This window comes from Staphylococcus lugdunensis, from assembly GCF_002901705.1.
GTDB classification, from domain to species: Bacteria; Bacillota; Bacilli; order Staphylococcales; family Staphylococcaceae; genus Staphylococcus; species Staphylococcus lugdunensis.
In genome coordinates, this window is sequence record NZ_PPPV01000016.1 from 982404 (window position 1) to 998199 (window position 15796).

Below are 15796 nucleotides of genomic sequence, written 5' to 3' on the forward strand. Positions count from 1 at the left end.
AGAGGTGAAATGTAATGACTACATCATATCGGGACATAGAAGATATTGTACAGGCAGCTTGCAAAGTGATTACGCCATTATCACCTATTTCTATCTTTGCGGCCAGAAACCCATGGGAAGCTATGGAGCATCGTACTTTTGATGAAGTTGTGCAATGGTTCAAGCATGTGCGTGATATAGATTTATATCCTAGTCGTTCGGCAGTCATGGCAGCTGCGGAAAAAGGTGAAATTGATGTGTCTATTGTTCAACAGGCGTTGAAACAAGATTTAAATAATTACGCTACGACGATTCCGCAAACACATATTGATAGTTATTGTAATAATGCACTTCAAATTATGCCCATACCAGAGGATTTAATCACTAAGGAAGGCTACTTTATGTTAGAGGTAGCAAAACTAAAAGTGGTATTTGAAGATGAAGCATTTAAATATGCGCGCTCGAAAAGTGCAAATGCCTATAATGCTAAAGGTGAGTCACTAATGGATGAATTAAATACGCATATTATTAAATGGACAAAGCTGTATATAGATCAGTTTCAATCGAGCTGGACGATGCCTAAAAGAGAGCATGGTTTCTATGCAGCATGGTTACATCTTGCGCAACATGATCCAATGTTAAGTAAGACGCAAAGAAAAATGATTAAGACTTTACCAGAAAATTATAAAGAAGCCTTGAATATTTCTTTAAATCATTTAGATATTGCAGAAGATGAAAAAGAAAGCTATTTAACAGGGCACTTGTTATCGCTGCCTGGATGGGCTGGAATGTTGTATTATCGAGCGCAACAAAATGACAATGATAAAGATATACTAACGCAATACTTAGCTATTCGTTTAACGATGGAATGTATTTTATTAGATACTGAAAAAATGAGCCGTCCGGCAGTCTTAAATGTTGAAAGAAGAGTGAAAGAATTAGTTAGTAAATGGCTTTATTATGGCAATATGACGATTGATACATGGCTCTCATTATCAATTGATGACCAAATTGAACATCTGCGCTTTGCTAAGCGCTTTAATCCATTATATTTTAAAAAAATATGGTTAGAAGCTTGGGAAGAAACACATAAACGGGAATTGGTCGAGGCATTATCTGAAGCAAAACCACCTGTAAATAAAGATACGCTAGTTCAATTAGCTTTTTGCATTGACGTGCGTTCTGAGCCATTCAGACGGCATATTGAGCATGCGGGACCATTTAAAACAATAGGCATCGCGGGTTTCTTTGGGTTGCCAATAAGAAAAGAAGCGTTAGACGAACAATTTGCGCATAATTCATTGCCAGTTATGGTGCCACCAGCATATGCAATTAGAGAATACGCAAATCGTGAAGCGTTAGATATCTATAATCAGCAACAACATTCAGTAACTTCATTGTTTTACACATTTAAATTAATGAAACACAATGTCTTACCGAGTTTACTTTTACCTGAGCTCAGTGGACCATTTCTTAGTTTGAATACTGTAGCAAGTACGTTATTTCCTAAAACAACAGCCTATCTTGTAAAGCTATGGCAGCACAAATGGTTGAAAAAACCGGAGACACATTTAACGATTGATAGAGAAGCACAAATTTATTCCCAGTTACCCGTAGGATTTACAAAAGCAGAACAAATTGCTTTTACAAAAAATGCATTACAGTTGATGGACTTAACAACTGACTTTGCACCATTAGTTGTCTTAGGGGGACATGCAAGTCGTTCTAATAATAATCCATATCATGCATCTTTAGAGTGTGGTGCTTGTGGTGGTGCGGCGAGTGGATTTAATGCGAAACTACTCGCAATGATGTGTAATCTTTCAGATGTACGCCTGGGATTAGAAGCGGAAGGTATTTCAATCCCAGAAGATACTGTGTTTGTTGCGGCAGAACATCAAACGTCAATTGATACACTTGAATGGCTGTATGTCCCTCAACTTACTGAAGCGGCACAGAAAGCATTTAATACGCTAAATCAAGCTATGCCAGAGATTAGCTACCATGCCAATTTAGAACGTTTGTCACAATTACCTAGTGTTAATCCTAAAGACAATGAACGTCATCCGCGGAGAGAGGCGCAACGTTATGCTTCTGACTGGAGTGAAATACGTCCAGAGTGGGGCTTGGCACGCAATGCATCGTTTATTATCGGACAGCGTGAGTTAACGGCTCAATGTAATTTAGAAGGACGTTCATTTCTACATAACTATGATTGGCGTAAAGACGAAGATGGACAATTACTAGATACCATTATTTCAGGTCCAGCACTTGTAGCACAATGGATTAATTTACAATATTATGCATCGACCGTTGCACCACATTTTTATGGTAGTGGTAATAAAACGACGCAATCTGTAACATCTGGCGTAGGTGTTATGCAAGGGAATTCTAGTGATTTGCTTTCAGGCTTACCTTGGCAATCTGTGATGGCTGGAGACAATGAAACCTATCATGCACCTATTCGTATTTTAATTATGATTCAGGCACCTGATAAATATATAGAAAGACTTTTAACTACAAATAAACATTTTGCTCAAAAGGTGGCGCATCAATGGCTAAGATTAGCTAGCATAGATGAAAACGGAGATATTAAAGATTGGTAATACTAAGGTACAACCCACTGTTTCGAAATAATATGTCAGGGTTGTACCTTTTATATCTTCGGAATTAGGCTAAAAAATGTTAAACTTAATATAATCTAATATTAGGAGAATATGATAGAAATGACTAAGACTAAAGGTAGCTATGAAGCGGATATTAGCACAGCTATTACGCAATGGGAAAAAGATTTTTTAGGTCGAGGCTCACTATCGGTTAAAACTGACATTTTAAGAGATATGGTCATTGTCAATTTACAAGGTGTGCTGACTCCAGCAGAGTATAGGGTATGTGAAACAAACGAAGGACGCCTTAACATAAAGAGAACGCGATCCGAGTTAGTTGAATCTGGGCAAGATGATTTAATGAATATTATTGATCACATTACGGGTGTTTCTGTTAAAAGTTTTCACTCAGATTTAAGTACAAAAACAGGAGAAAGAGTAATTATATTTAAATTAACAGAGAATTTGGAGAAACGATTATAATTTGAGGTGTCCCACTGTTACTTCAGGCACTTGCTGTACGACAGTGTAATTTTCAATATTTAACATTGTGTGGATAGTACGTCATACTTGATGCGAGATTGGGTTAGTCACGAACAATGTTATTTGAAGTATAGCACAGTGCACGCAATTTTAATCATAGAGAAAGAGGATTTATAAAATATATGATAAATAAACAATTTTATACGTCTAAATGGCTCATACCTATCTTTGTGATAAGCGTACTTATTTTTACATTATTAACTGTAGGTGTAATGCATCGCACATCATTTATACAACATATTGATGCGGCATCATTGCAGCTAATGACTGATTATTTTGGCACGCCAGAGCGCGGTTTTGAAGGTTCATGGTTCAACACTATTATGACGTTCTGTGCAACAATTGGTGAAGTATCAAGTGTGATGTTATTGATGGTTCTATTATCGGTAGTGATTGCTGTCAAATCTAAACGTACAGCATTATGGTCACTGATTGCTGTTTTTACAGGTAGTTGGATGAACTTCTTAATTAAACAAGTTGTTGCACGATCACGACCATACAATCATCTGCCTCAAGACCATGGCTTCTCATATCCAAGTGGTCACTCAAATGCAAGTACATTGATATGTATTGTTATTATAATTATGACGGTATCCTATGTAACGCGCTTATATGCGAAATGGACGATAATATCACTGGCATTATTATTCTGGATAGGTATTTTAAGTTGTCGCTTATATTTTCATGCGCATTATGTGGGAGATGTACTAGGCGGTGTAGCACTTGCAGTCATTTGGATGATGCTTTTCTTAGCTATGTATCCACTGTTTTACATAAGAAATAAACAATAACGTCGTAAAGAACGATGGGTTATCAATGGAGGATAGAAGTATGAAATTAACTTCGCCAAGACCGATATATTTAGAAGGACATCGTGAAGAAGCTATCTTATTATTACATTCATTTACCGGCACGATTAGAGATGTGAAACCATTAGCGCAAGCATTGCATAAACAAGGTTTTACTTGTTACGCACCAAATTATCGAGGGCATGGATTACCGCTTACTGAATTAATAGCGTTTGATATTAATGATTGGTGGCATGATGCACAAAATGGATACAAGTTTTTACAACAACAAGGCTACAAACAAATATATGTTACAGGCGTTTCTTTAGGTGGATTATTGACACTTAAGATAGCTGAAACGTATCCTGTGGCTAAGATTGCTGTTATGTCAGCTCCCCATCAAAAAGCAGAAACAGGTATTGCGTGGCGTATGGAACGTTATGGACAGCGTATGAATGAATTACAACACCTGTCTGATAGTGAAGCACAAAAGCAATTAAACACAATTAAACAATATCATTCACAATTGACCGCATTTAGACTTTTTATAACAGATATCATGCATGATTTAGCACATATCAATGCAGATGCAATGGTTCTATATGGTGAACAAGATGACGCTTCTTATCAAGAAAGCGCACAATATATTGCTGAGCATATGACACAAACAAATAAGTCATTAACTGCATACCGGTTAAGTAAACACTTAATGACTTATGGTGAAGGGAGTGAAGATGTAATCAACGATATAGTGACATTTTTTCAATCTTGAGATAAAAAATACAAAGGAGATAGAATAAAATGAAACGTACATTTTTATTAATTTATACGACGACTTCAGGACAAACATTTAAAGAATTTAAAAGTTTTGATCATGGGAAAGATAAAGAAACGTGTCATCAACGTTTGATAGATGAATTTGACGAACTTGCATATTTATACTTAAACACAGGTAACAGTGTACATTATATTAATGTGGATCATATAGAAAGCTTAGAGATAACGGAAGTTACAGATGGACAGACTATTGCATATGGTTTCGAAGATTATGAATAACTTACCAGTAGTGCAGGCTTTGTGAATACGACAAAGTCACTGCACTATTTTTTTATTTTTATATGTATATTGCACGTATTGACTACACATGTTACAGTAGTACTTAAGCACATAAACGCTTTAACGTACTAAAGGAGTTGTTATGATGAGTAAGGAGTCACAATGGAAAACCTCAACTGGTTTTATTTTAGCCAGTGCTGGATCAGCTATTGGACTAGGTGCAATGTGGAAATTTCCTTATATGGCAGGAATATATGGTGGTGGCGCGTTTTTATCATTATTTTTACTGTTCACTATATTTGTGGGATTACCTCTGCTTATTATGGAATTTACTGTTGGTAAAATGGGACGTACTTATACGACCCAAATATACAGTAAATTGACAGGGAAAAAATGGTTGAATTTGATTGGTTGGAACGGGAATTTAGCAGTGTTTGTGCTATTTGGCTTCTATAGTGTTATTGGAGGCTGGATTATTATATATATAGGACATGTTATATTACAAATGCTGTCACTTGAACATAACTCCTTAACTCAGATTAGCTTTGAGGGCATGATAAGTAACCCTTGGATTACTGTAGTTGGACAAGGCATCTTTATCGCATTAACAATGGTCATCGTGATGTTAGGCGTTGAAGGTGGTCTGGAAAAAGCTTCTAAAATCATGATGCCATTATTATTTATATTTCTACTAATTATTGTAATAAAATCATTAACTTTAGACGGTGCGTTAGAGGGTGTGCAGTATATTTTGCAACCTCGCATACAAGATATTTCTATGCAAGGTGTACTCTTTGCGCTAGGCCAATCCTTTTTCACATTGTCTTTGGGAACGACGGGCATGATTACCTATGCAAGTTACGCACCTAAAGCTATGACCATTAAATCATCGGCACTTTCTATCGTTGTTATGAACATCATGATTTCAGTCATGGCTGGTTTAGCAATCTTTCCAGCATTGCATACGTTTGGTTACCATCCTCAAGAAGGACCAGGACTATTATTTAAGGTGTTGCCACTTGTATTTAGTAAAATGCATTTTGGAATTGCGTTTTACTTTATATTCCTCATTCTGTTTTTATTTGCAGCACTTACGTCATCTATATCGTTACTAGAACTAAATGTGTCTAATTTTACTAAAAATGATAACTCGAAACGTAAAGTTGTAGCGATGATTGCTAGTGCATTAGTGTTTATCATCAGTATTCCTGCAACATTATCCTTTAGTACGTTAAACAATTTTAAATTTTTAGCTGGTACAATTTTTGATAATATGGACTTTTTAGTGTCTAATATACTAATGCCTTTAGGCGCGTTAGGTACAACACTTGTTGTTGGTCAACTATTAGATAAAAAATTATTAAAAGAAAATTTTGGTAAAGATAAATTTAAACTTTTTATACCATGGTATTATCTTATTAAATACGTGATGCCACTTGTTATTATACTCGTGTTTTTAGTGCAGTTATTTTAAAGACGAACAATGATACGCGAACAGCATATGCTTTATAAATTATATAAATCTAGATTTAAAATAAGAGCGCTTAGCCAAGTTATGGGTAAGTGCTCTTCTTTACTTATTAATTATCTTTAAAATGAACACCATCGTGCTGTAATTGTACTTTAAGTTTATCGGGCAAACTTGACTGATTAATCGTTACATTTTTGAATGTACAATGATTGAACGTTACATTATCAAGTTGGCATAAATCTAGTGTTATGTTTTCAAAGTACACCTTGTCATATACGACATTTTGTAGTGCCACATCGTGTAGGTAATGATGATTGAAATTACAATACTGAAATTCTATATTATTAAAGTGACTGCGCTCAAACGTTGTGGTAGTAAATTCAACATATTTAAATAACGTATTATAAAAATGAACATCATCAAAAATACTTTGAGTGAAATCACAATAGATGAATTTACTATTACTTATAGCTTTTATATTTTTAAAAATACCTTCTGAAAAATCACATTTTTTAAAGCGACTTTTATTTACTTCTAGCGCATCAAACATGCAATTACTAAATGTTGTTGTGCTGTACTTTAATTTTTTAAATTGCTCATTTGTAAAAACAGAAAGCGATAAGTTCTGTTTCGATGGCATATGTCATCATCTCCCGATATGTTTTGTAAGTGTGGTTTGTCAATTTTTTTAATTTGTCCTTTTACATATTTATCCTAACATGCAAAGACAATTCAAGAACAGTCATATTGTGAGCCAGGCATTGTGCTACATGCAATAAACATAGAGATTGCAAAAAAAGAAGTTATAGCGTAAAATCCTTAGTTATTAAGTAAGATTTAATTTTTCAAGAAAGAAGGTTCAATGAGTTGACGATGCACGGTGGCTATAGACACTACGTACGCAGTGTTTGTCATACTCACAATTAATATGATCGCTTATGATTTAATAGGACATACGCCACTTGTTTTACTCGAAAGTTATAGTGATAACAATGTCCAGATATATGCAAAGTTAGAACAATTTAATCCGGGTGGTAGTGTGAAGGACCGTTTAGGCAAGTATTTGATTGAGACGGCTTTGCATGAAGGACGTCTAAATCTTGGGGATACGATTGTTGAAGCTACTGCTGGTAATACAGGCATTGGGTTAGCCATCGCTGCTAACAGGTTTAATATAAATTGTAAAATATTTGCACCAGATGGTTTTTCAGAAGAAAAGATTGCTATTATGCGCGCGCTAGGTGCTGATATTTCACGTACACCTAAAGCTGAAGGCATGCTTGGTGCACAATATCAAGCGCGGCAATATGCTGCAGCTACAGGGGCAGTATATATGAACCAATTTGAATCGCAAGACAACCCTGCTGCATATAAAAATACCTTGGGTCAAGAAATTACTCATTCATTACCACAAATTGATTATTTTGTGGCTGGCATAGGTTCAGGAGGGACATTTACTGGTGTGGCTTCGCATCTTAAACCTTTTAATGTGAAAAATATTTTAGTAGAGCCAGAAGGTTCAATACTTAATGGAGGGGAGAGCCACCCACATGATATTGAAGGGATAGGCTCTGAAAAGTGGCCTGTATTTCTCAAACGGAACCTCGTTGATGACATTATTACGGTAAGTGATGCTGATGGTTTTAACAATGTCAGACAATTAGCACAACGTGAAGGCTTACTTGTGGGAAGTTCTTCAGGAGCAGCGCTACAGGGTGCTTTGGAAATAAAACAACAACTCGATAAAGGTGTTATTGTAACTATTTTTCCCGACGGTAGTGATCGCTATATGTCAAAACAAATTTTCAATTATAAAGGAGTATGATTAAAGATGAATAAAAAAACGCAAATGGTTCATGGTGGACATACTACAGACACTTATACAGGTGCAGTAACGACCCCTATTTATCAAACAAGTACTTATTTACAAGATGATGTTGGTGATTTAAGACAAGGCTATGAATATTCACGAACAGCAAATCCTACACGTGGGGCTATTGAAAGTGTTATTGCTGATTTAGAACATGGTAAGCATGGATTTGCCTTTGGTTCGGGCATGGCAGCGGTGAGTGCCGTTATGATGTTACTAGATAAAGGAGATCACATTATTTTAAATTCTGATGTTTATGGTGGTACATATCGCGCTTTAACTAAAGTTTTTACACGTTATGGTATTGAAGTTGATTTTGTTGATACATCATATATTGAGAATGTAGAACAATTTATTAAACCACAAACAAGAATGTTATATATTGAAACACCATCCAATCCATTATTGCGTGTTACAGATATTAAAAAAACAGCCGAAATTGCTAAACAGCATCAGTTAATTTCAGTTGTCGATAATACATTTATTACGCCGTATTATCAAAATCCGCTTGATTTTGGTATTGATATTGTACTTCATTCAGCAACGAAATATATTGGTGGTCACAGTGACGTAGTTGCAGGTTTAGTTGTCACAGCAAACGACGAGCTAGGAGAACGAATTGGCTTTATTTCCAATTCAACAGGAGGTGTTCTTGGACCTCAAGATAGTTATCTATTAGTAAGAGGAGTTAAGACACTTGGATTACGTATGGAACAAATTAATCGTAATGTGACAAGCATCATAGAGATGTTACAACAGCATCCAGCTGTTCAACAAGTGTTTCACCCAAGTATCAAGACACACTTAAATCATGATGTACATCTTGCTCAAGCAAGTGGACACACAGGAGTTGTTGCCTTTGAAGTGAAAGATACGGAGCTTGCCAAACGCGTCATACGTGAGGCACAGTATTTTACTTTAGCAGAAAGTTTAGGAGCAGTAGAAAGTTTGATATCTGTTCCAGCGCTGATGACCCATGCATCAATTCCCGCAGACATTCGCGCTAAAGAAGGTATTACAGATGGCTTAATTCGCTTATCGATAGGTATTGAAGATACAGAAGATTTAGTGAATGATCTTAGACAAGCGTTAGATACAATAAAATAAAGTTTAATTATAATAAAACCAAGCAGCTATATTTAGAGTTGCTTGGTTTTTTTAATCAATATTCATAAAGTGCTATAAAATTTTTAAGTGTAATTTGACATAAATATCATATAAGGATACATTTGTAATATATTAATTGATAATAATTTTCAATTATATTAGATAATATTCATTTTTATATTAAATATGCAAGAATGAAATAAGAAAGGAGAAGAGATGACGCTATTTTCGGTCGTCAAGCAACTTTTAAAATGAACATGAGTAGCTTAGTCTCGAAATTTATATGAAAAACCAACATTTAGACAAATTAAAAACACTCATGGGAAAGTATAAATATTTGTTTTATTTAGCGATTTTATTGTCTGTTGTTTCGAGTGTTATAAGTTTAGGCGCGTATTTGAATGTTTATTATGTTATTGAAAGTATGTTGTCAGCGAAAGGTAATTTAAATAAATCAGTCATTGAGAAGATGACATATTTTGGATGGCAATCTGTTATTTATGTATCAGTCGCATTTATGTTTTATGGTTTAGCTTTACTACTATCTCATATAGTGGCATTTAACACTGTAGCTAAATATCGAATAACACTTATCGATTATATGAACGAATTGCCGTTAGGATATTTTCAGAAAAGACAAAGTGGTAAATTACGTAAGCTTATTGAAAAGAATACTGAAGAAGTTGAACATTATATAGCACATCAGTTGCCTGATATGGCACAGGCATTAACGACACCAATCGCTTTTTTAGTATTGATTTTTATATTTGATTGGAAGCTATCTCTTATTTGTTTAATTCCAGTTATTTTAGGTTTTCTTCTTTTGAAATTTATGATGGGAGAAGATAGCAAAGCGTTTTTAGAAAAATATCAAGAAGCATCAGCAAATATGGGTAATGATGTTGTTGAATACGTTCGTGGTATATCAGTAGTAAAAATATTTGGGCAAACTGCTTTTTCATTTAAATCATTTAATCATGCTATCGAAAATTATAGGGATTTTACCGTAAGTTATGCATTATCAATGAAGAAAGCGATGAGCGGTTATATCGTTTGTGTTTATGGTATTTTTTCTTTTCTTATACCGGCAACCATTATCTTCTTTAATCATTCAGAGCAGCTAAAATCCCTACTCTTAAGTTATATTTTCTTTGTAATTTTTACACCACTAGTAGCATTTATGTTGATGAGAATTATGGAAAGTTCATATAAAGCTATGATTATTTTTCATGCAATGGATCATCTTGACAAAAAAATATATAAAGCAAAAGCATTATCAATGCCAACGATTTCTATAAAACCTACGCGTTTTGATATTACTTTTAATAAGGTCAGTTTTACATATGAAGACATGAAACAAAAAGCAATTAATAAATTATCATTTACATGTCATCCTAATAGTGTCACTGCAATTGTAGGTCCTTCTGGAAGTGGAAAGTCAACAATATTTAATTTGATTACTCGATTTTATGATGTGGATGAAGGTTCTGTATTAGTAGGCGGTGTCGATGTAAAGAAAATGTCATATGAAGATTTAATGTCTAATATTAGTTTTGTGTTTCAAGAGACGAAACTATTTAAACTTAGTTTGTTAGAAAATATTCGTTTTTATAAACCAGATGCTACAAAGGCAGAGGTTGAGCGCGTGGTTGATCAAGCGCAATGTCGTGAAATTATTAATAAAATGCCTAACGGTTTAGATACCGTGTTTGGTACATCAGGTATCTATTTATCAGGAGGAGAAATTCAGAGAATAACAATAGCTAGGGCAATGTTGAAAGATGCCCCTATCGTTCTATTAGATGAAGCAACAGCCTTTAGTGATGCTGAGAATGAGTATAAAATCCAACAAGCACTTAATTCAATGATGAAAAATAAGACCGTTATCATGATAGCGCATCGATTGTCTACAGTGACGCATGCGGATCAAATTTTAGTCATTGACGAAGGAGAATTAGTTGAACAAGGACAACATCGTTCATTAATGAAAGAAAATGGTGTTTATGCACGAATGTATAATAATTATCAGCAAAGTGTTAATTGGAGAATAGGGGTGGAAAGATGAACATACAAACATTATTTTCTTTATCTAAACAAGGGAAACGTGATTTATATAAAACAACATTATTTACCTCAATTCATCAATTATCAGTTATTTTACCTGTGATATTACTTATTATGCTAACAGATGAAATGATAAGCCATATAAAAATAGGAGAACCTCACACAATTAATCTTTGGAAATATATTATATTAAGCTTAACTTTACTTACTTTAATATATATGATATATCTAAAGACCTATCAGCAAATGTATGTTAATTCGGGCAAAGAAACTGCTATCATGCGCATAAGATTGGCAGAGAAATTCAGGAAACTCCCTTTATCTTATTTAAGTAGTAGAGATTTAAGTGATTTTACAAGTACGTTAATGGATGATGTTTCCGTAATTGAAAAGCAACTAACGAGCGACTTTGCTAATTTAATTGCTGGTATAGTATCAAGCATGGTGACATTAATTGTGCTCAGTTTTTACAATTGGCAAATGTCAGCCATACTATTTTGGATTATGCCAATTGCTTTATTGTTTATTGCGATATCTAAATTTGCAACTGCTGCTACAAATAAAAAGAATAGACAATTGAAACTTAATATTTCAGAAGCACTACAAGAATACTTAGAAAATATAAAAGTGATAAAATCTTCTAATCAAAAAGAGAAATATATTCAACAATTGAAACAAACAATCAGGGCTATAGTACCATGGTCTATACTTTATGAAATATTAGTAGGGCTCTTTATATCTATTTCTTATAATATCATTCGCATGGGTTTGGGAATTATGGTACTAGTAGGAACGGTATTACTTGTAAATCAACAATTAAGTATACTGGGATTTATTTTATTTGTGTTTATTGCAGTGCGTATATATGATCCTTTAACAAATTCGTTATATAAAATAGGAGAATTTATTTATTCTTTAGTAAGTGCTAAACGTATTAAAGATATATTTGATATAAAAGAATAGGGCGGTTCAAAAGATATTCAACTTTCACAATTTGATATCCACTTTAATCACGTATCTTTTGGATACAATAAGAACCAGGTTATTCATGATGTCACATTTACAGCACATCAGGGAGAGATTACGGCTTTAGTAGGGCCTTCTGGATGTGGAAAAAGTACACTTTCGAAATTAGCATGTCGATTTTGGGACTTAAAAACAGGTGATATTACAATTGATGGTCATAACATTAATGACATCCATCCCGAACACTTACTGTCGTATTATTCATTTGTATTTCAAGATGTCACACTTTTCAATGATACGGTATTTAATAATATTAAAGTTGGTAACTATCAGGCTACAGATGAAGAGATTTATGCGGCAGCAAAAATGGCGAATTGCCAACAGTTTATAGATAAATTACCAGAAGGGTATCAAACTATAATTGGTGAAAACGGTCAGACTTTATCTGGAGGCGAACGACAAAGAATTTCTATTGCTCGAGCATTTTTAAAGCAAGCGCCAATTATTTTATTGGATGAAGCAACATCATCTTTAGATCCAGAAAACGAAACGCTTATTCAAGAAGCAATCAGTAAACTGATTCAAGATAAAACGGTCATTGTTATTGCACATCGCTTAAAAACAATTGAACATTGTGATCAAATAATTGTGTTGAAAGATGGAAAAATTGTGGAAAAAGGAAAGCATCAAGAATTAATGTCTAATCAGGATTTATATCAACACCTGGTTACATTACAGCGGAAAAGTAGTGATTGGAAAGTGAATGGTGTTTAAGCTTTTAAATAACGTTTCAATTGGAATCGTAAGATTTTAATTGGAGCGTTATTTTATGGTTTTGGTGTGCTTGCTAAATTGAAATTACAAATTTAAAAGTCGGAATATTAAATATTTTCAGCAAATTGTATTGACGGGCTACATATAATTCAATATAATGCATAATAATCATATTAAGTTAATCGGAATAAAGGGTGGATACTATTGATTGAATTTAAAAAAGTAAATAAAAGATTCAACAAAAAAGGTGAAACGATACAGGCTCTGAAAGATGTATCTTTTAAAATAGAAAAGCATGATATCTTTGGTGTGATAGGTTATAGCGGTGCAGGAAAGAGTACGCTTGTCCGCTTAGTGAATCAACTAGAACAAGTATCAGACGGTGAAGTAATCGTAGATGGTAAAGATATTAATACATATTCTGAAAAAGACTTAAGAAATGTTAAGAAAGATATCGGTATGATTTTTCAACATTTTAATTTATTGAATTCAGCGACTGTATTTAAAAATGTCGCGATGCCACTTATTTTAAGCCATAAACATAAAGATGAGATTAAAGCAAAAGTTGAAGAAATGCTAGAATTTGTGGGTTTAGCTGATAAAATGCATCAATTTCCGGATGAACTTTCAGGTGGGCAGAAGCAACGTGTTGCAATTGCACGTGCACTTGTTACCAACCCTAAAATATTATTATGCGATGAGGCTACCAGTGCGTTAGACCCTGCTACAACAAGTTCTATTCTTAAATTATTGAGCAATGTTAACCAAACATTTGGTGTCACAATTATGTTGATTACTCATGAGATGAGTGTTATCCAAAAAATATGTAACCGTGTAGCTGTGATGGAACAAGGAGAAGTGATTGAACTGGGTACGGTTAAAGAAGTTTTCAGTCACCCACAAACAGAGACAACTAAAAACTTTGTGTCAACAGTGATTAATACAGAACCTTCAACACAATTACAAGCTTTATTTAAATTGGTAAATGACACCTCGCATGTTGTATATAGTTTGTTTTTAGATGCGCAACAAGTGACTTCTCCACTAATCAATACGCTAATCCGCGATTATGGTGTGGATGTCAATATAATATATTCTTCAATGTCTGCCATACAAGAGAACACAGTTTGTTATTTATGGCTTGATATACAACTTAACGATGTTGATCGAACGCGTATAGAAAATTATTTTAGTCAACAGCATATCGAATATGAGGAGGTCGTTTAACAATGTTTGGGTCCAGTATAGATAGCTCACAACTATTACAAGCCTTATATGAAACACTTTATATGGTGACGATATCATTGATTATTGGTGCGCTTATCGGCATTCCTTTAGGTGTATTATTGGTTATTACTAGACGTCATGGCATATGGCCAAATACGGTAATTCATCAACTTTTAAATCCTATGATTAATATTTTAAGATCAATTCCATTCATTATTTTATTAATTGCGATTGTGCCGTTTACCAAACTATTGGTTGGCACCTCTATTGGTACTACAGCTGCCATAGTACCTTTAACCGTCTATGTTGCACCTTATATTGCACGTTTAGTAGAGAATTCGCTATTGGAAGTCGATGATGGCATTATCGAAGCGGCCAAAGCTATGGGGGCTTCACCGTTACAAATCATTCGTTACTTTTTAATACCTGAAGCATTAGGCTCATTAGTTTTAGCGATAACAACTGCAATCATAGGATTAATTGGTAGCACTGCAATGGCAGGTGCTGTAGGTGGCGGTGGAATTGGCGATTTAGCCTTAGTATATGGCTATCAACGTTTTGACACTCTAGTCATTATTATCACAGTCATTGTTTTAGTCATTTTAGTTCAATTTATTCAAACGTTAGGTAATTTTATTTCTCGACGTTTACGTCGAAATTAACTTTATTTTGTAAAATTAGGGGGAAGTATGTATGAAAAGATTATTTACTTTAGTACTTGCATTTATTTTTGTACTTGCAGCTTGTGGTGGTGGCAATAATAAAAAAGTAACGATAGGTGTTGCTTCAAATGATACGGCTGCATGGGAAAAGGTAAAAGAATTAGCTAAAAAGAATCATATTGATATCGAAATCAAACATTTTTCAGATTATAATGTGCCCAATAAAGCATTAAGTGACGGCGATATTGATATGAATGCGTTCCAACACTTTGCATTTTTAAATGCTTATAAAAAAGCACATAAAGATGCTAAAATCTCAGCTATAAGTACGACTGTGTTGGCGCCGTTAGGTATCTATTCAAAAAAAGTAAAAAACATTAAAAATGTCAAAGATGGTGCACAAGTCATTATTCCAAATGATGTATCAAACCAAGCACGTGCATTAAAATTACTTGAGGCTGCTGGACTGATTAAATTAAAAGACAATTTTGGTTTAAGTGGTTCAATTAAAGATATTAAAGATAATCCTAAGCATTTAAATATTAAAGCTGTAGATGCGCAACAAACGGCACGAGCATTAGACGATGTTGATTTATCAGTCATCAATAATGGTGTAGCTACTAAATCAGGTTTGGATGCTAAAAAAGATCCAATATACTTAGAAAAATCTGAGTCAGATGCTG

Annotated in this window: 14 protein-coding genes and 1 pseudogene; 14 read left to right on the forward strand and 1 reads right to left on the reverse strand. The window is 34.1% G+C overall.

Features of this window, described 5'->3' with window-relative positions; genetic code table 11:
• Positions 1 to 14 precede the first annotated feature (14 nt).
• The 6 genes from CD041_RS11390 (at position 15) to CD041_RS11415 (ending at position 6446) form a co-directional block, all read left to right on the forward strand.
• Positions 15 to 2585 (forward strand): DUF2309 domain-containing protein, encoded by a 2571-nt coding sequence (locus CD041_RS11390; protein WP_070648008.1) that lies wholly within the window; start codon positions 15 to 17, stop codon positions 2583 to 2585.
• 120 nt (positions 2586 to 2705) lie between these two features.
• Positions 2706 to 3068, forward strand: coding sequence for a Na-translocating system protein MpsC family protein (locus CD041_RS11395; RefSeq protein WP_002479260.1), 363 nt, complete (start codon positions 2706 to 2708; stop codon positions 3066 to 3068).
• Positions 3069 to 3250: 182 nt separating this feature from the next.
• Positions 3251 to 3919, forward strand: a complete 669-nt coding sequence (locus CD041_RS11400) for a phosphatase PAP2 family protein (RefSeq protein WP_002479261.1) — start codon at positions 3251 to 3253, stop codon at positions 3917 to 3919.
• A gap of 40 nt (positions 3920 to 3959) precedes the next feature.
• Entirely contained in the window at positions 3960 to 4688 is a 729-nt protein-coding gene (locus tag CD041_RS11405) for an alpha/beta hydrolase (protein WP_002479262.1), read from the forward strand.
• A gap of 29 nt (positions 4689 to 4717) precedes the next feature.
• Complete coding sequence (locus CD041_RS11410) at positions 4718 to 4972, forward strand: hypothetical protein (protein ID WP_062078455.1); 255 nt, start codon at positions 4718 to 4720, stop codon at positions 4970 to 4972.
• 142 nt (positions 4973 to 5114) lie between these two features.
• A complete protein-coding gene (locus CD041_RS11415; RefSeq protein WP_002479263.1) occupies positions 5115 to 6446 on the forward strand; it encodes a sodium-dependent transporter in 1332 nt (443 codons plus the stop codon).
• A gap of 106 nt (positions 6447 to 6552) precedes the next feature.
• Here CD041_RS11415 and CD041_RS11420 read toward each other — a convergent pair whose 3' ends face one another.
• The gene (locus CD041_RS11420) at positions 6553 to 7083 is read right to left on the reverse strand and encodes a pentapeptide repeat-containing protein (RefSeq protein WP_070864846.1); all 531 of its coding nucleotides are present in this window, start codon (positions 7081 to 7083) and stop codon (positions 6553 to 6555) included.
• A gap of 288 nt (positions 7084 to 7371) precedes the next feature.
• Here CD041_RS11420 and CD041_RS11425 point away from each other — a divergent pair, with 288 nt between their 5' ends.
• The 8 genes and pseudogenes from CD041_RS11425 to gmpC form a co-directional block, all read left to right on the forward strand.
• On the forward strand, positions 7372 to 8268 hold the full coding sequence (locus tag CD041_RS11425) for a PLP-dependent cysteine synthase family protein (RefSeq protein WP_070648135.1): 897 nt from the start codon (positions 7372 to 7374) through the stop codon (positions 8266 to 8268).
• A 6-nt stretch (positions 8269 to 8274) separates the two neighbouring features.
• A complete protein-coding gene (locus CD041_RS11430) occupies positions 8275 to 9420 on the forward strand; it encodes a bifunctional cystathionine gamma-lyase/homocysteine desulfhydrase (RefSeq protein WP_070648006.1) in 1146 nt (381 codons plus the stop codon).
• Between the two features lie 283 nt (positions 9421 to 9703).
• Entirely contained in the window at positions 9704 to 11485 is a 1782-nt protein-coding gene (locus CD041_RS11435; protein WP_070648005.1) for an ABC transporter ATP-binding protein, read from the forward strand.
• Complete coding sequence (locus CD041_RS12380) at positions 11482 to 12447, forward strand: ABC transporter transmembrane domain-containing protein (protein WP_226953073.1); 966 nt, start codon at positions 11482 to 11484, stop codon at positions 12445 to 12447. Before CD041_RS11435 ends, CD041_RS12380 begins: the two co-directional genes overlap by 4 nt.
• Before the next feature lie 81 nt (positions 12448 to 12528).
• Positions 12529 to 13224, forward strand: coding sequence for an ABC transporter ATP-binding protein (locus tag CD041_RS12385; RefSeq protein WP_226953087.1), 696 nt, complete (start codon positions 12529 to 12531; stop codon positions 13222 to 13224).
• A 204-nt stretch (positions 13225 to 13428) separates the two neighbouring features.
• On the forward strand, positions 13429 to 14451 hold the full coding sequence (locus CD041_RS11445) for a methionine ABC transporter ATP-binding protein (RefSeq protein ID WP_002492178.1): 1023 nt from the start codon (positions 13429 to 13431) through the stop codon (positions 14449 to 14451).
• A gap of 2 nt (positions 14452 to 14453) precedes the next feature.
• The gene (locus tag CD041_RS11450) at positions 14454 to 15113 is read left to right on the forward strand and encodes a methionine ABC transporter permease (RefSeq protein ID WP_002479268.1); all 660 of its coding nucleotides are present in this window, start codon (positions 14454 to 14456) and stop codon (positions 15111 to 15113) included.
• Between the two features lie 64 nt (positions 15114 to 15177).
• Positions 15178 to 15796 (forward strand): annotated as a pseudogene (gene gmpC, locus CD041_RS11455) (dipeptide ABC transporter glycylmethionine-binding lipoprotein); the annotation flags it as partial.

What these genes read in the sequence shown, in the direction of transcription:
- CD041_RS11390 (WP_070648008.1), top strand. Translation starts at nt 15, where the DNA reads ATGACTACATCATATCGGGACATAGAAGATATTGTACAGGCAGCTTGC.
- CD041_RS11395 (WP_002479260.1), top strand. Translation starts at nt 2,706, where the DNA reads ATGACTAAGACTAAAGGTAGCTATGAAGCGGATATTAGCACAGCTATT.
- CD041_RS11400 (WP_002479261.1), top strand. Translation starts at nt 3,251, where the DNA reads ATGATAAATAAACAATTTTATACGTCTAAATGGCTCATACCTATCTTT.
- CD041_RS11405 (WP_002479262.1), top strand. Translation starts at nt 3,960, where the DNA reads ATGAAATTAACTTCGCCAAGACCGATATATTTAGAAGGACATCGTGAA.
- CD041_RS11410 (WP_062078455.1), top strand. Translation starts at nt 4,718, where the DNA reads ATGAAACGTACATTTTTATTAATTTATACGACGACTTCAGGACAAACA.
- CD041_RS11415 (WP_002479263.1), top strand. Translation starts at nt 5,115, where the DNA reads ATGATGAGTAAGGAGTCACAATGGAAAACCTCAACTGGTTTTATTTTA.
- CD041_RS11420 (WP_070864846.1), bottom strand. Translation starts at nt 7,083, where the DNA reads ATGCCATCGAAACAGAACTTATCGCTTTCTGTTTTTACAAATGAGCAA.
- CD041_RS11425 (WP_070648135.1), top strand. Translation starts at nt 7,372, where the DNA reads ATGATCGCTTATGATTTAATAGGACATACGCCACTTGTTTTACTCGAA.
- CD041_RS11430 (WP_070648006.1), top strand. Translation starts at nt 8,275, where the DNA reads ATGAATAAAAAAACGCAAATGGTTCATGGTGGACATACTACAGACACT.
- CD041_RS11435 (WP_070648005.1), top strand. Translation starts at nt 9,704, where the DNA reads ATGAAAAACCAACATTTAGACAAATTAAAAACACTCATGGGAAAGTAT.
- CD041_RS12380 (WP_226953073.1), top strand. Translation starts at nt 11,482, where the DNA reads ATGAACATACAAACATTATTTTCTTTATCTAAACAAGGGAAACGTGAT.
- CD041_RS11450 (WP_002479268.1), top strand. Translation starts at nt 14,454, where the DNA reads ATGTTTGGGTCCAGTATAGATAGCTCACAACTATTACAAGCCTTATAT.